General features: G+C 63.8%; 19 protein-coding genes. 8 read left to right on the forward strand and 11 right to left on the reverse strand.

What is annotated here, in order from left to right; genetic code table 11:
- The first annotated feature begins 7 nt into the window (after positions 1-7).
- Both YUA_RS0106650 and YUA_RS0106655 read left to right on the forward strand, forming a co-directional pair.
- Entirely contained in the window at positions 8-541 is a 534-nt protein-coding gene (locus tag YUA_RS0106650) for an RDD family protein (RefSeq protein WP_027529976.1), read from the forward strand.
- Positions 542-671: 130 nt separating this feature from the next.
- The gene (locus YUA_RS0106655) at positions 672-1448 is read left to right on the forward strand and encodes an arginyltransferase (RefSeq protein ID WP_027529977.1); all 777 of its coding nucleotides are present in this window, start codon (positions 672-674) and stop codon (positions 1446-1448) included.
- Positions 1449-1504: 56 nt separating this feature from the next.
- Here the strand turns inward: YUA_RS0106655 and YUA_RS0106660 are convergent, their stop codons facing one another.
- The 5 genes from YUA_RS0106660 to YUA_RS0106685 form a co-directional block, all read right to left on the reverse strand.
- On the reverse strand, positions 1505-2974 hold the full coding sequence (locus tag YUA_RS0106660; RefSeq protein ID WP_027529978.1) for a Dyp-type peroxidase domain-containing protein: 1470 nt from the start codon (positions 2972-2974) through the stop codon (positions 1505-1507).
- Positions 2971-4776, reverse strand: a complete 1806-nt coding sequence (locus YUA_RS0106665; protein WP_245285115.1) for a hypothetical protein — start codon at positions 4774-4776, stop codon at positions 2971-2973. Before YUA_RS0106665 ends, YUA_RS0106660 begins: the two co-directional genes overlap by 4 nt.
- 29 nt (positions 4777-4805) lie before the next feature.
- Entirely contained in the window at positions 4806-6083 is a 1278-nt protein-coding gene (locus YUA_RS0106670; protein ID WP_027529980.1) for a cytochrome P450, read from the reverse strand.
- The gene (locus YUA_RS0106675) at positions 6080-9103 is read right to left on the reverse strand and encodes an adenylate/guanylate cyclase domain-containing protein (RefSeq protein ID WP_245285116.1); all 3024 of its coding nucleotides are present in this window, start codon (positions 9101-9103) and stop codon (positions 6080-6082) included. The genes YUA_RS0106670 and YUA_RS0106675 overlap by 4 nt, the downstream gene beginning before the upstream one ends.
- A 607-nt stretch (positions 9104-9710) precedes the next feature.
- The gene (locus YUA_RS0106685) at positions 9711-11075 is read right to left on the reverse strand and encodes an Nramp family divalent metal transporter (RefSeq protein ID WP_027529982.1); all 1365 of its coding nucleotides are present in this window, start codon (positions 11073-11075) and stop codon (positions 9711-9713) included.
- A gap of 170 nt (positions 11076-11245) precedes the next feature.
- On the opposite strand from YUA_RS0106685, the gene YUA_RS0106690 reads away from it, so the two are divergent.
- The gene (locus YUA_RS0106690; RefSeq protein ID WP_027529983.1) at positions 11246-12490 is read left to right on the forward strand and encodes an MFS transporter; all 1245 of its coding nucleotides are present in this window, start codon (positions 11246-11248) and stop codon (positions 12488-12490) included.
- Here YUA_RS0106690 and YUA_RS0106695 read toward each other — a convergent pair.
- Positions 12487-13746: an adenylate/guanylate cyclase domain-containing protein gene (locus YUA_RS0106695; RefSeq protein WP_027529984.1), complete on the reverse strand. Its 1260-nt coding sequence runs from the start codon at positions 13744-13746 to the stop codon at positions 12487-12489. The genes YUA_RS0106690 and YUA_RS0106695 overlap by 4 nt on opposite strands.
- Positions 13747-13912: 166 nt before the next feature.
- Here YUA_RS0106695 and YUA_RS0106700 point away from each other — a divergent pair, with 166 nt between their 5' ends.
- Positions 13913-15070: an MFS transporter gene (locus tag YUA_RS0106700; protein WP_027529985.1), complete on the forward strand. Its 1158-nt coding sequence runs from the start codon at positions 13913-13915 to the stop codon at positions 15068-15070.
- A gap of 31 nt (positions 15071-15101) precedes the next feature.
- A complete protein-coding gene (locus YUA_RS0106705) occupies positions 15102-15293 on the forward strand; it encodes a hypothetical protein (protein ID WP_027529986.1) in 192 nt (63 codons plus the stop codon).
- On the opposite strand, the gene YUA_RS0106710 is transcribed toward YUA_RS0106705, so the two are convergent.
- The 3 genes from YUA_RS0106710 to YUA_RS0106720 form a co-directional block, all read right to left on the reverse strand.
- Entirely contained in the window at positions 15290-16168 is an 879-nt protein-coding gene (locus tag YUA_RS0106710; RefSeq protein WP_027529987.1) for a DMT family transporter, read from the reverse strand. The genes YUA_RS0106705 and YUA_RS0106710 overlap by 4 nt on opposite strands.
- Positions 16169-16340: 172 nt before the next feature.
- Positions 16341-16982, reverse strand: a complete 642-nt coding sequence (locus YUA_RS0106715; RefSeq protein WP_027529988.1) for a glutathione S-transferase family protein — start codon at positions 16980-16982, stop codon at positions 16341-16343.
- A gap of 32 nt (positions 16983-17014) precedes the next feature.
- The gene (locus tag YUA_RS0106720; RefSeq protein WP_035970617.1) at positions 17015-17857 is read right to left on the reverse strand and encodes an N-acyl homoserine lactonase family protein; all 843 of its coding nucleotides are present in this window, start codon (positions 17855-17857) and stop codon (positions 17015-17017) included.
- A gap of 245 nt (positions 17858-18102) precedes the next feature.
- Between YUA_RS0106720 and YUA_RS0106725 the strand changes: the two genes are divergently transcribed.
- Both YUA_RS0106725 and chrA read left to right on the forward strand, forming a co-directional pair.
- Positions 18103-18921 (forward strand): chromate resistance protein ChrB domain-containing protein, encoded by an 819-nt coding sequence (locus YUA_RS0106725; protein WP_027529990.1) that lies wholly within the window; start codon positions 18103-18105, stop codon positions 18919-18921.
- Positions 18921-20303, forward strand: a complete 1383-nt coding sequence (gene chrA / locus YUA_RS0106730; RefSeq protein ID WP_027529991.1) for a chromate efflux transporter — start codon at positions 18921-18923, stop codon at positions 20301-20303. The genes YUA_RS0106725 and chrA overlap by 1 nt, the downstream gene beginning before the upstream one ends.
- Positions 20304-20342: 39 nt before the next feature.
- Here chrA and YUA_RS43575 read toward each other — a convergent pair whose 3' ends face one another.
- Positions 20343-20498 carry a dodecin family protein gene (locus YUA_RS43575; protein ID WP_245285117.1) on the reverse strand — a complete coding sequence of 52 codons (156 nt, stop codon included), beginning with the start codon at positions 20496-20498 and terminating at the stop codon, positions 20343-20345.
- 141 nt (positions 20499-20639) lie between these two features.
- Complete coding sequence (locus YUA_RS0106740; RefSeq protein WP_027529992.1) at positions 20640-21611, reverse strand: LysR family transcriptional regulator; 972 nt, start codon at positions 21609-21611, stop codon at positions 20640-20642.
- A 409-nt stretch (positions 21612-22020) separates the two neighbouring features.
- On the opposite strand from YUA_RS0106740, the gene YUA_RS43580 reads away from it, so the two are divergent.
- On the forward strand, positions 22021-22806 hold the full coding sequence (locus YUA_RS43580) for a tripartite tricarboxylate transporter substrate binding protein (protein ID WP_245285118.1): 786 nt from the start codon (positions 22021-22023) through the stop codon (positions 22804-22806).
- Positions 22807-23276: the final 470 nt, after the last annotated feature.

Genomic DNA, 23276 nt, shown 5'->3' on the forward strand with positions numbered 1-23276 from the left:
ACGGACCATGTCGTATTCGGACTCAGGCAATACCTGGCGCAGTGATGGCGCGGCTCACGCCTATGATCCCTATCTGCATCCGGAACTGTTCCGCGGTGTCGCAATGCGGCGCGTGTTCGCGTTCCTGATCGACATGGTGGTGATCTCCGTTCCCGTCATCCTCGGCTACATCTTCATCGCATTGTTCGGCGTAGTGACGCTCGGCATCGGCTGGGCGCTGTTCTGGCTGGCCTGGCCGGCCTCCGTAATCTGGGCCATCGTCTACTATGGCGCCTGCATCGGCGGCCCCTCGTCGGCGACGGTCGGAATGCGGATCATGGACCTGGAGTTGCGCACCTGGTACGGCGCGCCCGGCTACTTTGTGCTCGGCGCCACCCACGCCGTGCTGTTCTGGGTGACGGTCTCGTTCCTGTCGCCCTTCGTCGTGCTGGTCGGTCTGTTTAACGGCCGCCGGCGCTTGTTGCACGATTTCGTGCTGGGAACGGTCGTGATCAACAATTCCGTTCGGGCGCCGGTGCCGCAGACGGCAAGGACGTATTGAGGACTTGGTGATCAAGGACCTACTAACCTGGTTCCGCTAAGCTGACTGATCTGGCCTACCAAGCGGACCGATTGACCGGGAGCCTTCGTAGCGCGATGCTGATACTTATTTCGGAGGCCCACGACGTCCCTTGACCCAGCACTCGCGCGACACCCCACAATTTTACCTCACGGCGCCGTCGCCCTGCCCGTATCTGCCGGGCCGGCATGAGCGCAAGGTGTTTACGCACCTCGTGGGTGAGCGCGCCGGCGACCTCAACGACCTCCTGACCCATGGCGGGTTCCGCCGCAGCCAGTCGATTGCCTACCGGCCGGCCTGCGACCAGTGCCGGGCCTGTGTCTCGGTCCGGGTGATCGCCAACGAGTTCCGCCCGTCCCGCAACTTCCGCAAGGTGATGGCGCGGAACGCCGACATCATCGGCGAGCAGCGCAGCGCGGTACCGACCTCCGAGCAATATTCAGTGTTCCGCGCCTATCTCGACGCCCGCCACCGCCATGGCGGCATGGCCGACATGACCGTGCTCGACTACGCCATGATGGTCGAGGACAGCCATGTCGAGACCCGGATCATCGAGTATCGCAAGCGCGGCCCCGACAGCGGCATCACCGGCCGCGGCGAGGAGCTGATCGCGGTGGCGCTCACCGACGTGCTCAGCGATGGCCTGTCAATGGTCTATTCGTTCTTCGAGCCGAGCCAGGTCAGCCGCTCGATGGGCACCTTCATGATCCTCGACCACATCGCGCGTGCACGGCGCCAGGGCCTGCCTTACGTCTATCTCGGCTACTGGATCGAGGGCTCCAAGAAGATGGACTACAAGGCCCGCTTCCTGCCGCAGCAGCGCCTCGCGCCCTCAGGCTGGCTGCGCATCGACGCGCAGGGCGACGCGGCGTCGGAGCCGCAGGATTGACGACGAGTTCGTGCGTCGTGCCGTGCACGGCGCAGCACCGACATAAGCTGTCGCTTTCAGGACGCAGCAGCTTCAGCCACCTCCGATGCCGCGGACTTCGAACTGCTGTCATTGCCAACGATGAAATTGAGCGCCGCAATGCCCGGCAGGAAGAAGTAGCCTCCTCCCAGCGTTGTCGTGAAGCTCGCCAGGGAGACCTCTTCACCGCTCGGCAGGCCCGGCACGGACAAGACCTTTGGGAAGGTCTTGGGATCAGACGACCCGACAATCGGATCGTCAGCGTGGACATTCACGAAACTCGGGTTCCGCACCCAGCGCTGCTGGATGAACTCGAACTGCCGCTCGAGATCCGCATTGCAGGCGATGAAGAAGATGCCCTTGCGCGTTTCGCCGTTGCTGTCCTCGCGATAGGGCCGGCCGCGGCGAAGCAGCCTGTGCAGCTTGGTCGACTTGATGCTCGATTGGACATCGACGCCCAGCGTATCCCTCGGATTCACCCGGCGAATGTGCGCCCCCTTGGGACACGTGAATCCGTTGGCGTCTTCGACACGATAGCGGAAAGCGTCAGCTTTCGAATCTGAGATCGGCTTGCTCGGGTCGTCTTTCCACCCGAGCGGCAAGCCATTGGCCTGGCGGCCCATCAGCTTCTCACAGATGCCTTGACCGTTCGCCGCCCGAAAGGCATCGAACGCCTTTACGTCCTGCTCGATCTGGCGCACGGCGAGGTAGCTTCCGTTCAGAGCAAAGCGGCCGCCGGGATGTCGGGCGCGGCCTGATTGAGTCCACCCCTCCACGTTTGGACAGTAGGTGAGCTCGTCATATTCGTTGCGATAGCCGAGGATGAACTCTCCAGCCGAGACGACGCGATCATCGTACAGGGTGCCGGCGTCGTCCTTGGCTTGACTCAGTCCGACACCGTCGTCTTGCCTCAGCCCCCGGATCACTGGTTGCGCGAGCCCGTCGCGGAACCCGAATGCCTCGTGTAATCTCTCATCCTTGCCGTCGCCAATTTTCTGGAATGAGCAAGGATCGTTCTCGACCCTGATGACGCAGAACACCGCCTCGTCCACATCCGAAACGAGGGGCCGGGCGTCTTTCGGCGTCCACTCGGCAATCAGGACATGCACGGGACCGCAAGCGACACCGTCAACATCGGACCAACGCCATTTCCGAGGGTTGTCCCTCAACAGCAGCGCGCGCACGTCGCTGCCCATGCCACTGCGGAATGGTGATGGGAACGGATGCTCTTTGGTTTCCATGCATCCGAGCTTTGTCAGTCCCGAAAAGCTGAACGCGATCGCCGCAGCCCTCTCGATCGGATGCGCTCTCGATTTCCCGACGTCATTTGCGCTGGCGATCACTCCGCTCTCAACGAGTTTTGCGAGCCACGCCCGGGCTGCCTTCTCCTGCCCGTCCCTGATCGTCAGCAGCCAGAAACGACTGCTCTTCAGCCAGCCGTAGCCGCTCCTCAGCATTCCCTGGATGTCGCCAAACTGCTCAGCCAGATGCGGCGCTTGCGCTTTCATGATTCGATGGCCCTCATGATCTGGTCGTCGTTGCTGTCATTGCGCTCCCCAAACAGAGCGTCGCGGAGACTGGTGGCGAGGTTGATCCCGTCGACCGTTTCCTTTCGCGCGTCGAAGCGGAACACATGAGGAAGCATGCTGTCGCGCGCATACGACTTGAACTTCAGCTCGCACTTCACGCCCCGGAACACGATAAACCGCGTCGGCGGGAAGCTGCGCGGCTCTTCGACGGCGGGCTGGCCGATCGCCGCCGATCCACGGCGCTTCAGCGTGGTCCACCGCCAGGCCAAGGTCGTCCCGATCGTGGCGCCATTGATGAAATCGTCGAGGTAGCCGCCGAAACTGCCGTCATAGTTCGAACAGAACAGATAGCGGCGCCCCTTCTCGATGATGTGCCAGTGGCCGAAATGAATGCCCGGCGCATCACCCAGCCGGCCCTCGGTGAAGAACACGCGTCCAAACAGTGTCACGATGCGCAGCGACGCCCGGATCCAGAAGGCACTCCAGCCGTTCGGACTACGGATATCCGTCAGGCTGAACATATGCGCCGTTTCGCGGACCACCAGTCCTTCGCAATGATCGATCGACGTATCGACCTGTTGGGCTCGAGGAACATCGTCTTCATAGGGATGAAAGAACCAGTTGCCCGCCGCCGCAAGCTGCTGATCGATCCGGGAGAGCACACCGAAGACGCAGATCAACGCGACGATCGCGAGGATGATGAAGGCAATGATCTGCCATCCGAGGAATTTCGCGGTCAATGCATGGTACGCGTCCACGATCGTCCCAGGACAGAAGATGAAGACCAACGCGCATGCGACGACGGCCAGAACGGTCGGCACGCCGACGATCCAGCCAACCCAATAGGTGGACCATGACGACCACGTCTCCGTGGGCCGATCGAGCTCACGCCCCACACTCTTAAGCCAGCGCCGCCATGACTTGGACACCGCCGGCAGTGCGAGCAGGAAAAAAACTGCCAAAACCCCGAGCCCGAGCAGCGCGAATAAACTACGGATGCTTACGCCGAGCACCCAGCCGCTCACCTTGCTAACGGCATCCACCACGGCTTGCACGCCGGAATATGGCGCGCCGAACAGCCAAGTGTAGACGCCGAGCAGGCCACGCGGCACTGCGCCTATCAGCCAGACCGCGGCCAGCCACAGCACGAAGAGCGCCAGCACATAGCCGATTTTTGCGCCGATGCTCGCGCCTTTCTCGCGCCAGTAGGATCGCGGCGCCGGATCAAGCGCCCAGTCGAAGCGAGGGTTCTTGAATGCCCTTTGGGCAAGCGCCAGCGCGAACGCTGCGCGATCATCGCCGTACAGCTTCGCTGCCTTCATGGCTCGCGCCTGGTCCCGCGTCCATTGAAGCAGATCCTGCTCCTTCTCGATCTGGCGGGCCGTCCGGTCTCGGGCGCCGATGAAGCCGCCTTCGGCGATGGTGAGGCCCTCCATCAGCTTGCCCTGCAATTGGTCGTTGCGCGCGCTCTGCAGCGGTGGACCACCGCCGGGCCAAAACGAGCTGTAGAGCGACCACATTGCACCGCTCGGATGATAGACGAGCCTGTAGACTATATCGTAGGGGGCGATGCCCTCTTCGATGGCAAGCTCAAGCATGAGCGACGGTCTCGGGTCCTTCGCATCCGCCCTCGCCGGCAGCAATGCGATGGAGGCGAATTGAACGACCGCGACATCTTTCAGCAGAGCGTCCAGCCCGGTGCAAACGCTGCCAGATTCCGAAAGATCGGTCGTGCCGTCCCAGCCTGGCACTACGATGCAGATCATCTGCTGGCGAACCATCTCGAGCATGCCCGTTCCCCTCCCGCCAGCTAAATGAAACTCACGCGCATTTGCGACATCAGCGGTCCGTCGTAGGTGATGGCCTTGCCCTCACCTCGCGCCAGTTGCAGCTCAGGCAGGATCAACAGGCCAATCAGCGCGCTGGTCAGGATTTCGACCGCGTAAACCATGGCGGGGCATTGGCGGGTGCCGTAACCGAACATCATCCACCGCAAGTCCGCCTGGTTGCCCCAGTTGCGCGCCGGGCAGAATTGCCTGCTGTTCTCCACCGCTTCTGGATCGAACAGTGCAGCGATCCCCCAGATCGCCATCTTTCCACCGGCGGGACATGTTGCATTGTGCCGCGCGCCCGTCTCGAATTCCGTGGCGCGGGGCACATCGCGCGCAAGCAGCGGAAAGATCGGACGGAAGCGCATCAGCTCCAGCACATGGTCGCGCACGGAAGCGCGAAATTTCGCACACTGCCAAACTCCGGGGTCCCCAAGCCGGCGCGCCTCCTCTCGCAGGGCCTTGTGAACATTGGGGCGCCCCAGAAGCTCCTGAACGGCAAGAGCCCCCGACTGCACCGTCACCGGGTGCGAGATCCAGGCAAGTCCGATTGCGTTTCGGTCAATGTTGTGACCCGGCAGGCTCCATGCATTTTGAATGTCGGTCCTCACGCCCGCGATGCGCGACTTCAGTGCGTCAGCGTTGAGCTCGGCCCTGCGCTGCACCCTGAGTGTCGCCGAACTGCCGGCCAGAAGCTGCCCTGCCACGTAGCGGATCTCGAGAAGATATTGCCGTTGCAGTCCGGGGTCATTGAGGCTGCCGGTCGCGCCCGCCGCCACCCTGTCGGTGGCCGGCCCGAACAAGGGATACATGGCGCGAAACACGATCCACATCAGGTAATCCTCGATGAGATCGAACGACTTGTCCGCCCCGAGCGGCTGGAGGGCCTTAACGTAGGCCTGGACCGCCAGATCGGCCGCAGCCGGCAATGTCGCCTTCAGGACAGCCAGCCGATCATCCAGCAAAATCTTGTCGGCGGTGTAGGTGGCGCCGGGATCCATTCCGATCAGATAGTCACCGGCCGACAGGTTGGCCGCGTGCGCCGTGTTCGAGAAACTATTCGGCCTCGTCAACACGGCTTTGACTGCACTGGCGCGGGCCGCCATCCCCAACCAGCCCGCGACGAACGGCCACCGCCGAAGCATGACGCCGACCGCGCGCAGGGCACCCGGATGGCGGTTGGCCCAACAAAAAATACCGTAGAAAAGGTTGCGGAGCCCCGGAGGCAGGGCGTCAGGCATGCCGGGTGTAATCTTCATGCTGCGTTCCAATCCTTGCGCAGATCTGCAAGGGCCTTGGTGGCCCATCTCTGGTAGAAAAGCATGCCCAGGCGGTCCGCCGCCTCCGCGGTCCGTGTGAAATAGGCTTGGGCCTCCGACTCCTTGCCGGCTTGCCGCAGCGTTTCAGCGAGTTCGTACAGAGCTTCGGTCTGATGCCCGTACTCTTCGCCGGCCTGCTCGACAGCTTTGCGCCCGACCGTGACCGCATCATCCAGCCGTTCGAGATTCCGATAGGCAACGCCGAGGCTGACACGCATGAAGGTTCGGCCATACGGGCCGGCCGCGTCGTGGATGCGATCAGCAAATCCTTTCTCCAGCAGCCGGGCCCCTTCGGCGGCTTGGCCGTTGCGCGCAAGCGCCGCTCCCAGCACGCCCGAGCAAACGGCCAGCATGGTCGGCACGTTGTGCGTCATGCATTGCTGTACGCCGTTGCGCATCAGGGCTTCGGCCCTGTCCACTTCGTCAATCTCGAGCCAGATCTGCGCCTGAACGGTGTCCACCAGCAGCCGGGAATAGGGATGGTTGACGCTCGACAGGATGTCGTAGGCGCGGGCGCAGAAGTCGTGCCCGGCTTCCACGTCGCCCAGGCGCCAGAGCGAGCTGCCATGGAACGCGTACAGATTGATGACGGGGATGGCAGCCCATCCGGGTTGGACACGATGCGCCGACAGCTCCGGTCCATAATCGGACAGCAGGACGCGCCCCTCGACGGCCGCTTCTGCATATCGCCCGAGCGCGTGCAGATGCATGAGACGGGTTTGATGCGCCGCCATCATCATGTGGCGACGCTGTGCAAGACGGGCTGCTTCCAGGCCCAGCGAAGCGTAGCGCAAGCCTTGCTCGAAACGTCCGCGCATCCACAGAAATACCGCTGTCTGTGTCGATACTGCCGCCCGTGCGCGCTGATCGTTCAGATGCACGGCGATGGTTTCGGCCCGTTCCATGTTGCTGAAGATGTCGTCGATCTGCCCGAGGGCGAGCATTGCTCCCATGGCTTCCAGCCGAAGCGCAAGCTCCAGGGCCTGCGCTGTCGAGGCGCCGTCGACACGCCGCGCCGCCTGGATGCCTTTCTCGAACAATTGGAGGGCTTCCTGATTGGCCGAATGCGAGATGGCCCGCGCCATCGACTTGACGGCGAACTTCGCCGCCTGCTCCCATTCCTCGCCTTTGAAGGAATGATGCGCCAACGCTGGCGCGGCATCGGGATCCGCGGCCCCCGGCTGCGCGTGCAGCGCCAGGAAGGCCTGCCGATGCAGCGCCTTGAGCCGGCTACGTGTGAGCACCCCAAGCACGACGTCGCGCACCAGCGCGTGGCGGAACGCGAATGCGTGCGGCTCGAGCAGTACGTTTGTTTGCTCCGGGCTCGTCAGCAATCCGGACGCGACGCAAAGGCCGAGCAGTTCTTCGGCGCGCGAAAGGTCTACGGCCTGCATCGCGGCGATCAGTTCGCGCGTGATGGGATCGCCAAGGATGGCGGCAGCCTCGAGCGCAGACTTGGCGGCCTCGGGCAGCCTGTCAGTCCGCGCGCCGATGACCGCGGCGATCGAGCCCGGCACGCGCAGCTCTCCGAGAGGTCTCCGCAGGCGATAAGCGCCCGGCGTTCCCTCGAACGATCCGTCATCGATCAGAGTGATGACCAGTTGCTCGAGGAAGAAGGGATTGCCGTCTGCGCGGGCGACCAGCTCGCTCATGACGCCGAGCACGGATGGTTCGTCCCCCAGCAGGGCCCGCGCGAGCCTGAGCATCTCGCCGTCGTGTAGAGGCTCGATCATGCGCTCTGCGAACCAAGGCACCTGTCGCCACTGATGGTCGAAACCGGGCCGATAGCTGACGCAAATCAGAACCGGCAACCCCTGAAGCTTCGGAAGCAAGGCCTCGAATAACCTCCGGCTCTCGCGATCGGCCAGGAAAACGTCCTCAAGCACCAGCACGAATGGGCCGGACCGGGCGCGCCTGCGCACCAGCCACAGCAGTGCCTCGCCAATGCGGCGGCGTCGTTGTGCCGGGTTCAGCGCCAGCCAGGCCTGATCGGGCGATGCCAGCCCAAGTAGGTCGCTGGCCGCCGCGAGGTGGTCGGCCCCATCGACGGGCCATCCCTCGATCAAGGCCTGCCTGGCCGACTGTCGTACGTCCGTCACGTTCATTTGCGCCGACCCGACCAGGCTTGCGATCAGGTCCGCGGCGGTGCTGTAAGCGCGCGTGCTCGCATAACCTCTCGCCTGCGAGACGCACACCTCCATACCTTCGGTTGCGAGGGCAGCCGTCCAGTCGGCGATCAAGCGGGACTTTCCGATCCCGGGATCGCCACACAGCCCGATCACTCGCATTCCGCCCTTTCGAACGACCTCGACGTCTCCGGCCAGGATCCTCAAGGGCTCTTCGCGTCCGACCAGGGGCGCCCAACGTTGCTTGCGCGTCAGCGGCGCCGCTGCCGAACTTTCAGTCTCGACGACGACCTCGTGAAGTTCGATCGGCTCGTCCAATCCCCGCACCGGTCGGGTCCCTACCGACCGCGTGTCGATCTGCTGGGCGACCAGCCGTTGGGTCGCGGCACTGATCAGAATACCGCCGGGCGGAGCCATCTTTTCGAGCCGTGACGCAAGGTGAATCGTCTTGCCATCCGCACCGTAATGAGACCATTCGTATTGTCCGACGACACCGACCAACACCTCTCCCGAATTGATGCCGATTCGCAGCATCGGGCTTACGGCGCTTTGCACGTCGTGGCCGGGAATGATTGCTCTCTGCATCTTGAGGGCGGCAAGGCATGCACGTAAGGCGTGATCCTCCTGCGCCAGTGGCGCACCGAACAAGGCGACGAGTCCATCGCCGAGCAACTGGCTTACTGTGCCGCCGTAGGTCTCGACCGCCTCGGCCAGTTGGTCCAGCGCCTTGCCGAGAAAGTCGCGAGCCTCTTCGGGGTCGGCATGTTGCAGCAGGTTGGTCGAGTCGCAAACATCGGCGAACAGCACGCTGACCTGCTTGTTTTCGGTCAGCATCTTTGATCGAAACGGCAAATGATCACGCAGCGAGACAACGCGCGCATCCTGATCCGCGGTGTCGGGCTCCTCCGCGCTACGATCGAGACCCGCGCCGCATTGGGAGCAGAAGCGATGCTCGGGGGCAGCACGGGCTGAACATGTGGGACACCTGGTCACGGCTGCCTCCACGCTTCAATGAATTCACCGAAACAACCAATGCGCTCTGGCCTGATCATCGCCCCCTCCCGGACGTGAACCCGCACAGCAGAAAAACAACTTGTCGATCAAACCAATGAATCTAAGCAAGAATTATGCGCGCCGACGTGGCTCGCGCACAACCGACAGATGGCTCCGGAGAAAATGCAGTCGGCGCATTTCCTCCGGCGCGGGACCGCCGATCATCCCGCGGGGTTCAAAATCAATCCTGAAATGAACAACATGATATTACGCCTACACATTACGTCCAACCGGTAATTGAGAGCCAGTATACGCGTGCCACCCAAATTGAAAAGCGACGTAGTTCACAAAATCGAGGGCCATCTGTCTGCCTGCCCTCGCGCCGCTAGCGGCCCGAAATGAAGGGGCACGGCTGTCGTGAACAGGCGGAGCAAGCGGTCGGCTTGTCTCACCCGAACAGCGTATCCACCAGCAGCTTCACGTTCAAAACCACGATCACGCCTGCGACGATCCACGCGATCGCAGCGACTGACGTCGGTATCGCGAACTGGCCCATCTTGCGGCGGTCGGAGACGAAGCGCACCAGCGGGATGACCGCGAAGGGAAGCTGCATCGACAGCACGACCTGGCTGAACACCAGAAGATCGGCCGTGCCGCGCTCCCCATAGATCACCGTGACGACGATCACCGGAACGATCGCAATGCCGCGGGTGACGAGACGACGGGCCCAGCTCGGCAGGCGCAGGTCGAGAAAGCCTTCCATCACGATCTGGCCGGCGAGCGTCGCCGTCACCGTTGAATTGAGGCCCGAGGCCAGCAGCGCGACCGCGAACAATGTCGAGGCGATGCCGAGGCCGAGCAGCGGTGACAACAATTCGAACGCCTGCCCGATCTCGGCAACGTCCGAATGACCGCTCTTATGGAACGTCGCAGCCGCCACCACGAGGATCGCTGCATTGATGAACAGCGCCAGCATCAGCGCGATGGTGGAATCCGTCGTCGCCCATTTGATCGCTTCGCGCCGGCCCTCGTCATTACGTTCATAGGCGCGCGTCTGCACGATCGACGAATGCAGGTACAGATTATGCGGCATCACGGTGGCGCCGATGATGCCGATCGCGATGTAGAGCATGTCAGGGTTGGTGAAGATCTCGGTCGCCGGCACGAACCCCCTGAGCATCTCGGCAACCGGCGGCGCTGCCGCGGCAAGCTGGACCGTGAAGCAAACTGCGATCACGACGAGGAGTGCAATGACGAAGGCCTCGAGGAAACGGAAGCCGCGGTTCATCAGGATCAGCAGCAGGAACGCGTCCATCGCTGCGATCAGCGCGCCGCCGACCAGGGGAATGCCGAACAGGAGTTTCAGCGCGATCGCGGTGCCGATGACCTCGGCGAGATCGCAGGCAATGATCGCCGCTTCGCAGGCGAGCCAGAGCAGGAAATTCACCGCCGGCGAATAGGTGGCGCGACAGGCCTGCGCGAGATCGCGGTCGGTGACGATGCCAAGCCGCGCAGCCAGCGACTGCAGCAGGATCGCCATCAAATTCGAGAGCAGGATGACCGAGAGCAGCGCGTAGCCGAACTTCGATCCACCGGCGAGGTCGGTCGCCCAGTTGCCGGGGTCCATGTAGCCGACCGAGACCATGTAGCCCGGGCCGACGAAGGCCAGCAGCCGCCGCCACCACGCCCCCCCTGCGGGGATGGCGACCGTGGCGTTCACTTCGGCCAGGCTCTTCGTCGTCGGCGCGTCGTCGCGCCAGCCGGCGGCGTCCTGGGTCAGTTCCTGGGTGAGATCGGGCGATCGGGCATCCATGTTGGCACAATACCGATGTCGAACCTTATTGCAACTCATTTGCAACTGCATCTAGCCGCATCGGTTCCCTGCGACCGCCTCGTTTTGCCCCAGCCTGTCGGGAAGCGGGTGGGTTTGGCCGTCCCCGGAAGCCGATACTGGCGCCAATCCGACTTTGCAGGAAATGAGCCATGTCAAATCCGCCCCGCCTCCCTGAGACCTTCAACCGCCTGGCCTGGTCCAACCTCGCGGCCCAGTCGGCCGAGCAGATCGCGCTGGCCGCGGCCCCCATCGTCGCGGTGCTGACGCTGGGTGTGGCCGAGGGCCAGACCGGCCTGCTCCAGACCGCTCTCACCCTGCCCTTCGTCCTGTTCGCCATCCCCGCCGGCCTGCTCGCCGACCGCATCTCCCGCCGCTCGCTGATGGCGGGCGCCGAGGCGCTGCGCGCGGTGGCCCTCGCGGCGATCGTGCTCCTGCTCGCGCTCGGTGTGCTCAATCTGTCGTTGCTCGCGCTGCTCGGCTTTGCCGCCGTGTGCGGCACCGTCGTCTACAGCGTCGCCGCACCGGCGCTCGTGCCCTCTCTGGTGAGCGCGGAGCTGTTGCCGGCGGCGAATGCCCGGATCGAGCTTGCCCGTACCATCGCCTTCGCAAGCGGTCCCGCGCTCGGCGGCGCGCTTGTCGGCTGGTGGGGCGCAAGCCCGGCCTTCGGCTTTGCCGCAGCGCTCTCGGCTATCGCCGTGGTGCTGCTCTCCGGCATCTACGAGCCCGCGCGCGCACCGGTGCCGCGTCGCCATCCGTTCCAGGACATCCGCGAAGGCGCAGCCTTCGTGTTTCATCATCCGCTGCTGCGGCCGGTGTTCATCACGCAGTTCATCTTCAACACCGGCTGGTTCCTGCAGATCGCGGTATTCGTGCCCTACGCGGTGCGCCATCTCGGCTTGACCGCCGCCGGCGTCGGCACCGTGCTGACGATGTACGGCGTCGGCATGGTGATCGGCGCGCTATTCGCCACGCGCGTGATGAAGCGCATCGCGTTCGGCACCGTGGTCGGCCTCGGCCCGGTCACCGGCTTCGTCGCTGCGGTGGTGATGGCGCTGACGGTGCTGGTGCCCTCGCCGTGGCTTGCGGGCCTCAGCTTCTTCCTGCTCGGCGTCGGCCCGATCCTGTGGGTGATCTCGACCACGACCTTGCGCCAGTCGGTGACGCCGCCGCGGCTGTTGGGGCGGGTATCCGCGATCAACATCATGAGCTACGGCGCCCGCCCGCTCGGCTCGGCGCTCGGCGCGATCGTCGGCGGCTTCTGGAGCGCGGAAGCGTGCCTCTATCTCGCTGCGGCCGTGTTCGGCGTGCAAGCGCTGATCATTTGGCTCTCGCCCGCGGTGGTGCTGGACCGGCAGCCGGCCATGGTGGGGGACGAAGCGCCGGCGCGGTGCTAATTCGCCAGATACCGCTCGTAGCTCCCGGTCACCGGCTCGCTCGAATCGACCTCGGGATCAAGGGTGTAGAGATCCTGCGCGCGGCCGATGCCGCGCAGCGCATAGCGGCCGGTGGAGACGAGGTAGCGGCGGCCGGAAGCGTCCAGGCCCTTGTAGAATTCCGCCGACGCCAGCAGCTCGCGATCGACCGAGCGGCTCATCGAGGCGATGCGGCTGACCTCGTTCACCGTCGGGCCCACCACGGTGAAATCGAGCCGGTCCTCGCTGCCGATATTGCCGTAAAAGACCTCGCCAACATGCAGGCCGATATAGGCCGACGTGGTCGGACGGCCCTCCGCCGCCCGGCGTGCATTGAGCGCCGCGACATTCTTGCGGAACAGGTGCTCGGCCCGTAACGCGGCCCGTCGCGCATCCGCCATGTCCTCGCCCCAAAACATCGCAAGTACGCCATCGCCGATCAGCTTCAGCACGTCGCCGCCGCCATCGTGGATCGCGTCGATCACGGCCTGGGCATAGTCGTTGAGGAACGGGATGATCTCGTCCGGCCCGATGCTCTCGCTGATCCCGGTCGAGCCGCGCAAATCCGAATACCAGAGCACGGCGTTGATGCGCTCGGTGACGCCGCGCGAGATACGCCCGCGCAGGACCTGCTCTGACGCATCGCGCCCGAGATAGACGCGCCCCAGCGTCCGAACAATGTCGACCTGCTGCGCCGATTTGATCGCCAGCCCCAGCACTGGCACGAGATCGCGCAGCGCGGCGAGCTCGGCTTCCGTAAAGCCATCGTCGCGTCGCGTGGTCCAGTAGGAGTAGAGGCAGTCCATCTGCCCGAGCGCTCCGGTCTCGCCAAAGCGGTGCACGAAAGCCAGGAAATGGCGGTGACCCGTTTCGGCAAGGTCGCCGATCTGCGAAAAATCGAGCGAGGGCGCGTCGGCGAGGTCGATCACCATCTCGTCATGGCCATGTTCGAGCAAATGATAAAATACCGAGCGGCGCCAGTTCTTGGCCGCGTCGCCCTCCGCCGTCGAGCCGTACTCGATGACGTCGCTCTCGTTGGTCGGCGTATCGCTCCAGCGGAAGGCGCGGCCCTCGTAGATCGGATGCAGCGTGTCGATGACGACGAGGCCGCGCGAGAGTTCCAGTCCGTCGGCGCGGCAGCGCTCGCAGAAGCCGCGCAGCAGTTCAGGTTCGGGCAGTCCGGTGAGCCCCTGGCCGGCCAGCCAGTTCATCAGCGCGAGGCGCGAGGTCAATTGCATACGCCATTATGGCGTGCATTCGTGACGAGCGAAAGGCCACGCGCAGACCGTGTGCAGACCAAGGTCCCGCCTGCAGCAGATCGAATATGCCGCGGACGCTGTTGACGCGCTCTCGCCTCGGGCCGCAAATGCAAATGATGACACCGCCGATCAGAAATACGGGGACATGAGCCAGCGCCAGCTTCCAATCATCCTGGCGCTCGGCACGACGCAGACCCTGGCCTGGGCTTCCAGCTATTATTTGCCGGCCCTGCTTGCGGATCCGATGGCGCACGACCTCGGCATCTCCACCAACTGGATCTTTGGCGCGTTCTCGGTCTCGCTCGTGATCTCCGCAATGTTGGGGCCGCGCATCGGCCGGCAGATTGATCTCGTCGGCGGGCGGCAGGTGCTATCGGCCTCGAACCTGACCATTGCCACCGGCCTCGTGCTTCTTGGGTTCTCGCAATCCGTTCCGGTGATGGCGCTCGCCTGGCTCGTGCTCGGCATCGGCATGGCGATGGGGCTGTATGACGCTGCCTTCGCCGCGCTCGGCCGCATCTACGGCACGGCGGCGCGCAGGCCCATCACCGGCATCACGCTGATGGCGGGCTTTGCCTCCACCATCGGCTGGCCCCTCACGGCCTGGGGCCTCACTCATATCGGCTGGCGCGACACGTGTTTCGCCTGGGCCGCCGCCAACATCCTGATCGGCCTGCCGCTCAATTTCTTCATGCTGCCGGCGATCAAGGGCGCGAAGCAGGCTGCGGCAACGGCCGACAAGCCACATCTCCCGCTCGACCGCACAATGTTTCTGCTCGCCTTCGTCTTTGCTGCGGTCTGGACCGTCACCGGCGCCATGGCCGTGCATTTCCCGCGCATCCTGGAAACCATGGGCGCGACGCATATCGAGGCCATCGCGGCCGGCGCGCTGATCGGCCCGGCGCAGGTGGTCGCCCGCATCCTCGAAGCGAGCTTTCTCTCCCGCTTCCATCCGCTGTGGTCGACGCGGCTCGCCTGCCTCACCCATCCGATCGGAGCTGCCGTCGTCGCCATCTTCGGCGCCCCCGCGGCCAGCGCCTTTGCGCTGTTGCACGGCTCCGGCAACGGCATTTTGACGATTGCCCGCGGAACGCTGCCGCTCTCGATCTTCGGCCCGAAGGATTTCGGCTATCGCCTCGGCATCATCGGCGCGCCGGCGCGGATGGCGCAAGCCGTGGCACCGCTGGCTTTCGGCCTGCTGATCGACGTCATGGGCGCCAAAGTGCTGATGGTCTCATCCGCCCTCAGCCTGTCGGCGCTGGCGGCGTTGTTCCTGATCCGCGCAGCGCCTCGGCCGGATTGACCGTGCCACCGCTTTCGCGCACAAGCGCACCATGACCGAAGACAGCCCCCCGCCCCGCACGTTCAAAGGCCTTCTGCGCTGGGCCATGACACCGCCGCAGGCCTGGGGCGTCTATCTCCTCGCCATTCTGCTGGTGTGGCTGCTCTCGTTCTATGCCGGCACGCTGAAGCCGAAGAAGACGCCGGATGCGAGCCCGCCTACGGTCACGGCACCGAAGAGCTAAGCCGGCTTCGCCTCGCTGGTCGCGATCCAAATCCCGGCGAACACGGCAACCAGCCCGATCAGAAGATTTGGCGTGATCGGCTCTCCGATCAGCAGTGCCGCCAACAAGGTTGCCGCAATCGGATTGACCGTCATCGTGTTGGCGACCCGGGTCGGCGTCGCGCGCGCCAGCGCCATGACCCAGAGCATGAAGGCGAGCGCACCGCCGCCGGCGCCGAGATAGATTCCGGCGATCCACTGCGCCGTGGTGAAGTGCGCGAGAGCGGCAAAGCTGCCCTTCGCAAAACCCACGAGCACCAGCACCGCGGCGCCCGCGCCCATGCCGACGGTGAGAAAGCCGAGCGCGCTGGAGCGCTGCATTAGCGGCCGCGACAGCACGTTATAGAAAGCCATGCAGAACACCGCGCCGGTCATGATCAGTTCGCCGCGCCACGCGCCCGGCGGGCTCTGCGCGAGCCCCACGGCCAACGCCGCAGCCACGCCGAGCACGGCAATGCCGACGCCCGCGATCTTGCGCGCTGTCAGCCGTTCCACGCCGAGGATCGCACCGACGACCATGGTGTGAAGCGGTAGCGTTGCCAGCGCGAGACTCGCGCGCGCGGCGGTCGTGTAGGACACCGCGATATTGTAGAGGATGAAGAACAGGCCGAAGAAGCAGATGCCGAGCGCCATCACGGCCGGCCAGTCGGATCGCTGCGGCCAGCGGACGCGAAGCAGCAACGCGCACGGCAGCAGGCAGAGAAAACCGATCCCCCAGCGCAGGATCGCAAGCATGACCGGATCGGCACCTGCGACGAGATAACGGGTAATCGCTGCGGCGGTGCCGCCGATGCTGCTCGACGCCAGCGCGATCGCGACCCCGAGCCACTCCCCCACCGCTGCCTCCCGTCCTGGAGCTTTTGGAGGCGCCTACCACAACCCTGCTGCCACCATCCTGGCAACAGGAGTGCCGGCGAATGCTAAAAACAGCTTGATGAGGTTGCGCTCGCGGTAGAGTCTGTTTCGCAACTATTCAATCGGGCGCTTGGCCTCTCCGATGAAGCGCGCACTACAATCCCGGCGATCTCGCCGCCCAGGCCTTGGTGGCCTGGCAGCTTTCCATCGCTCGGACGTAGGCAGGGCGTGCCGTCGTGCGGGCGAGATAGTGCCGCTCGGTAGAACCGGGAACGTAGTTACCAGTTCGCAGGCCAAGCAGGAGGGCGTAGCTCACCGAGATATCGGCAGCAGTGAATCGGTCGCCGGCGAGATAGGGGCAATCCGCGAGGCGGCGGATAACCAAGTCCAGCCGGCTCTTGAAGGTCTCGAGTGCCCAGCAGGTAACCCGGGCATCTCGCTCGGCTTCGGGCGCCAGTTCGCGACCGACAAAGACGGCGTTCATCGGCCCGGCGAGCCCGGCCTCGCCTAAGTGCAGAAATTGCAGATAGGAAGCGAAGGCGGGATCGTCCGGGACGACGGCAAGCGAGCCTGAGCCGTGGCAGGCGAGCAGGTACTCAAGAATCGCGATCGATTCGACCATGATCGTCTCGCCGTCCTGCAGTGCGGGAATGAAGCCGGCGGGGTTGATCGCGAGGAAATCGCGATCATTCTCGACTGCCAGCAGATCGACCGGGCGCAGCCGATAAGCCAATCCTAATTCCTCAAGCAGCCAAATAACGCGGAAGCCACGACCTTCGCCATAGACGGTGAGCATAGTTAAGCGTTCCTGGATTGTGAGTTCACGACCTACTCGTAAAACTCCGGCGACATCTTCTGGCTGTCGCGCTGCGCCTTGTCGTGGTTGATCCAGAGCTGCGCTTTCTCCTTGGTCAGCGTGTCCGCAATCTTCTGCATCGAGGCGAGCGACTGGTCCTTGCTGACATTGTTGACGGGAACGCGGCGGTTCTCCCAATTGCTCCTAAAGTGAACGGCATCCCCGGACAGTACGACCGCGCCGGTCTTCGGCAATTTCACCAGCAATGACTGGTGTCCCGGCGTGTGGCCGGGCGTCGACAGGATGGTGATGCTGCCGTCGCCGAACACGTCCTTGTCGCCCACGAGCAACTCAACCGGATGCGAAGGCTTGAAGCGCGGCTCGTTGTTCGCGCCGGGCCAGTCATATTCGGCCTTCTGCACATAGAGCGTGGCCTGCGGAAACATCTCGACATTGCCGATGTGGTCGGGATGGGTGTGGGAGACGCCCATCGCCTTGATGTCAGCGGGCTTGACGCCGATCTGCTCGAGCTGCGATGCGAGCGTCTTCGGCCGCTTCCAGGTCACGGCCTTGGGATCGGCAGGCGCAAGCCCATTCGGCATCGCGGCGACCGCGTCGGGGATGCCGGTGTCCCACAGGAACCAGTCCTGCTTGTGCTTGATGAGATAGCAGGTGTCGACGAAGTCCATCGACTGGCCTTCGTTCACCCCGGGTGACCAGCGCCCGATGTCGCCGGCGACGCCCTCGCCGCAATTCATGATGTAGAGCTTCTCGACGCCGGATTGTTCCGACTGTGCGAGCGCGGTCTGGCCGGACGACGCGAGCGCAACAACGGCGAGAGCGAGCGTGATTTTGGACATGATCTTGGGCGTCATCTTGGTCCCTCCTTGCAGCGCCTTCCTGCTGCGACTGAGGATCAACCCCGACCTCGCCGCAGAATTCCGCCTCCACCCACCGTAGGTCGCGGCAGCATATCTTTCTAACGTTCAATGCCAATGAAACCGGCGATTGACAGGACGGCGCGGTTTCGCTGTAATCAGCGCCATGGGGATTTGAGCGATCTCCCCACGAGGCGACATGCCCAAGTATCGCGTCCCGTTTGATTATGCGAGGACGCATCATGTCAACATTCACGACCATATCATCCGACAAATTGGCGCGCCTGATCGGCACGGCCAATGCCCCTGTCTTGATCGACGTGCGGACGGAGGAGGATTTTGCCGCCGACCCGCGGTTGATCCCCGGCTCCATCAAGCTCAGCCACGAGACCGTTGCGGAATGGGGCGGCGACTTCGCCGGCCGCCGGGCCATCGTCTCCTGTTTCCGCGGCGAGAAACTCGCGCAGGGCACCGCGGCCTGGCTGCGCCAGCTCGGCGCTGAAGCCGAAACGCTGGAAGGCGGCTTCGAAGGCTGGAGGGAAGCAAAGCTGCCGCTGCTCGACACGCGAAAGCTGCCGCCGCGCGATTCGAAGGGACGCACAATCTGGGTGACGCGCGCGCGGCCCAAGATCGACCGCATCGCCTGCCCCTGGCTGATCCGTCGCTTCGTCGATCCCAATGCGGTGTTCCTCTACGTAGCACCGTCCGAGGTCGTCGCCGTCGGTGAACGCTTCAACGCCGACCCCTTCGACATCGAGAACGTGTTCTGGAGCCACCGCGGCGAGCTCTGCACCTTCGATGTTATGATCGAGGAGTTCGGGATCGCGACGCCGGCGCTGCTGCGGCTGGCCACCCTGGTGCGCGGCGCCGACACAGCCCGGCCGGACCTCGCGCCGGAAGCGCCCGGCCTGCTCGCCGCCTCCCTCGGGCTGTCGCGGATCTACGATGACGACCTCGAACAACTCGAGGCCGGCATGCTGCTCTACGACGCCTTCTATCGCTGGTGCCGCGACGCGACCGGAGAAACCCACAACTGGCCGACCAACAAGGTGAAGGCGTAATGGATATTCGTAACGCCCAAGCAGAAGCTGATGCCGGTCACGGCATCAGCTTCGGTGAAGCCTTTCGCGTCTGGCTGCGCGTCGCGTGCTTAAGCTTTGGCGGGCCCGCGGGCCAGATCGCGGTCATGCACCGCATCCTGGTCGAGGAGAAGAACTGGATCTCGGAAGGCCGTTTTTTGCATGCGCTCAACTACTGCATGTTGCTGCCGGGGCCGGAAGCGCAGCAGCTCGCGACCTATGTCGGCTGGCTGATGCATCGCACCGCCGGTGGGCTGATGGCGGGCGGGCTGTTCATCCTGCCCGGCATTATCGCCATCATGGGCCTGAGCTACGTCTATGCGGCCTACGGCAATGTCAGCTTCGTCGAGGCGCTGTTCTTCGGGCTGAAGGCCGCCGTGCTCGCCGTCGTCGTCGAGGCCGTGGTCCGCGTCGGCAAGCGGGCGTTGAAGAACCGCATCATGATCACGCTCGCGGCCGCGGCCTTCGTCGCGATCTTCTTCTTCGCGGTCCCCTTCCCGATCATCATCATCGCCGCCGGCGTGATCGGCTATGCCGGTGCACGCGTCGGCCGTCCGGAATTCGCACCTGCCGGTCACGGCCATGGCAGCAGCGCAGCGATCGACAGCATGCTCGGCGAAGCCGTGCCCGAGCATGTCCGCCCCAATACCGCGCGTGTAATCCGCACCGCTGCGTTGTGGCTTGCACTTTGGCTGGTGCCGGTGATCGCGCTGCTGTTGGTCCTCGGCCAGGCCAGCGTGTTCAGCCACATCGCGCTGTTCTTCTCGAAGATGGCGCTGGTCACTTTCGGCGGCGCCTATGCCGTGCTGGCCTATGTCGCCCAGCAGGCGGTCGAGCATTATCATTGGCTGAAGCCGCACGAGATGCTCGACGGTCTCGGCATGGCCGAGACCACGCCGGGCCCGCTGATCATGGTGCTCCAGTTCGTGGGCTTCATGGCGGCCTACCGCGACCCAAGCGGCCTGTCGCCGATGCTTGCGGCAATCTTGGGCGGACTGCTCGCGACCTGGGTCACCTTCACGCCGTGCTTCCTCTGGATCTTCGTCGGCGCCCCCTACATCGAGCGCCTGCGCGGCAACACCGGGCTAGCCGGCGCACTCGGCGCGATCACCGCCGCCGTCGTCGGCGTGATCCTCAACCTCTCGATCTGGTTCGCGCTGCACACGCTGTTCCGCGAGACCGTGCCGGTGCACGCCTTCCCGCTGGATTTTGACAGGCCGGTCCTGACGAGCGTCGATGTGCCGGCGCTGGTGCTGTCGATCGCGGCGGCGACCGCGATCTTCCGCTTCAAGCTCGGCATGCTCACGGTGCTCGCGGGCAGTTGCGCGGCCGGCGTGGCGCTGCGGCTCGTCGCCGTAATCTAGAGCGATCTCGCCCCGCAAGCGGGGCGAGATTTCGTCAACTCAGGTGCCCTCGGGTTTGAACGACACGCACAGCTTGGCGCGGAAGGCCTCTACCTTGCCCTTGGCGTCCAATTGCATGTCGAGTTTGACAACCTCGGCAATGCAGAGGTCTCGAGGAGACTTTCCAGCCTGCTCGACCGCATTGGCGGCGGCCATCTACCCCGGAACTGCTGCTGGTGCCGACCAGCTCGATGACCTTGTAGACGCTCTCGGACATGCTCGTCCTCCTGTTCGTGGTCAAGCAGGAAGCAGGTGCTCCCTGCCGCCAGCGAGCCAGGCAAGAACCAGGATTTGAGGTCAGAGACTCATGCCCCTTCGAGACGACGGTCTGCCTGTGAGGGGCTTCGCGACTTCGCGAGTGCATTCGATGAACAATTCGGCTGCCGGACTCAGCGTGCGCCCCTTTAACCTGAGAATGGTCACCGGTATCGCAGACATTCGCGGAAGCTTGACCGGAAGTTTCATCAAGGAGGAGCCGCGACCGCTGAAGTGCATGATAGAGCCTGGCAAGAGCGTAACAAAGTGACCAGTTGCAGCCAGGTTGCAGCACAGGTGAATGGACAGCGTCGTGAGAGTGGCGCGCGGCATGCCCAATCCTCCCTCTCGAAACAGATCAGCGGTGGCGGTGCCCGGAAACGTGTCGGGCGGCGGCACGATCCACGCTTCGCCGGCGAGATCGGCAAGGCTCAGTTTGGAAACCTTCGCCCATTTGCTGTGCCGTCCCGAGACCACAACGCGTCGATCACTGAATACGGGCTCCGCGACCAGATCGTCTTCTGCAAATGATGTCGGGACCCATCCGAGCAACAAATCGATGCTGCGTTCGCGCAATTCGCGATAGTGCGTTGTGCCCAGCACCGTTTGCACGACGTTCAGTCGTATACCCGGATGCTGCCGTGCAAATTGATCGATTACGGCCGAGAGCAGGCCTGCCGCAACGCTCTCGGAACTGCCAATGCGCAATTGTCCCCTTGTCGGGTCGGAAAGAAACTCAAGCTCTTGAAGGCCCTGTGTCAGTTCGTCGAAAATCGCCGCGCCACGCCTGACGAAGGCCCGGCCATAGAGCGTGGGCTCAATGCCGTTACGGCCGCGGTCGAGAAGTCGGAGCCCAAGCGCATGCTCCAGATCCGCGATTGACCGCGAAACCGCGGGCTGGGAGATGGCAAGCTCAGCCGCCGCCTTTGCCATGCTTCCACGCATGGCAACAGCGAGCAGTATCTTCATATCGCGCAGTTTGATGCGGCGTCGAGCTCTGTCGATGTCTTGCATCCGCGATCCTTATCAAAACAGTTATGGGAGCCTCAGACAGTAGCATTGGACGGATATCCACGCCTCTAGCATCCTCCCGGACAAGTTGCGTCCTATCGATGCAGGCGTGGCCCCCAGTTCCCGTCGCATCGAACCACGCGATGATTTATCGCCGACCTTGGTCGGTTTGCGTCCAACTGCCGCCGAACACTGGTTGCTTCCGGGGAAAAATGTCATGCTGACACGTCGTGGCTTGTTAACTTTGTCGGCGGTCGGGCTTGCGTTGAGCCGAGCTGGTATCGTGCCGCGGAGCAAGGCTCAAACCCTTGCGAAAACCGTCCACGTCTTGACGGGTTTCACTCCCGGGCTGCCTGACGCAGTGGCAAGGCTCGTGACTGGCCAGATGAAGGGTTAGGCTTCCTCGATCGTCGTGGAGACGCGGCCAGGCGCCGGTGGTCGTATTGCTGCAGAAGCCCTCAGGACGGCCGATCCGGACGGATCGGTCGTCCTGTTCGCTCCGCTTGGTTTCGTCACACTGTTTCCGCACACGTACAAAACGCTCGGATACAAGGTGGAGGACTTTACGCCGGTATCGACTGTTGCGTCATTTCCGATGTCGCTGACGGTAGGTCGAAAGGTGCCCGGCGATGTAAAAACGATTGCCGATTTCATCACATGGTGTCGCGCCAACCCCAAAATTGCGACCTACGGCACTGCCGGCGTGGGAACCACATTGCATCTCACTGGTGCGATGCTGGGGCGCACTGCGCAGTTCGAGTATCTTCATGTCCCCTATCAGGGTCGGGAGGCAATCGATGACCTTCTGAAGGGCGAGATCGCGTCGGCCATCATGCCGATGGGGACTTCGTTGGGCCTTGTCCGATCCGGCGATATTCGAGCGCTTGCGACTACCGGTCCGCGCCGCAGTTCATTTCTGCCCGACGTGCCGACCATGGCGGAGGCCGGCTTCCCCCTGCTTGAAGACGTCACCTGGTTTGGGTTTTTCGTCCCCGCCAGGACGCCGGCGGAGACCGTCGAGAGGCTCAACAGTGCCATCCAGGAGTCCCTAGGATCAAATGAGGTAAAATCCGGGATGGCAAAAATGTCGGTTGAGCTCGATTCCATCTCCATGGCCGCCTTCGGCCAATTAATCGCGTCTGAATCCGCCCGGTGGAAGGCGATCGTGCAAGCCACAGGCTTCACGCCTGCCAGCTAAAGGCTTAGCGCCGGATTTGCTCGACGTCGCGCAAATCGCTGCCCGTCGGGCAAAACAGCCACACCAAACGACCCAACTGCTTGTCAAGCCCCAGAATCGCAAAATATTCCACTTTACCGAAATTCGGATTTGTCGTACAAGCGAAACACCCTGGCCCGAGACAAGGGGCGGATCGCGATCGTCACGAACCGCGGGCCAGGGTGCGATGGACGCGACGACGTCGCGCGGGATCGGTGTTGCAGGGCGGCTTCGGCCGTGAGCAATGGCGTTCGCGCGAACGACACGATGCTGACATCGTCTTCGCATGGCTTCGGGGGCGAGCACACGCCACCCCTCGGATTCCCAGCGAGGACGTGCGCGAACGGAGAAGTCGTGTGGTCCTGACGCCCGGGGTCTGTGCGTCAAGGCTTGCGGTGATGCGGCGGCCCGACCGGGCGCGCGCATCGGTCATCCGCAAGGCGACGGGGGCA

The sequence above is a fragment of the Bradyrhizobium sp. WSM3983 genome, assembly GCF_000473045.1.
GTDB lineage: Bacteria > Pseudomonadota > Alphaproteobacteria > Rhizobiales > Xanthobacteraceae > Bradyrhizobium.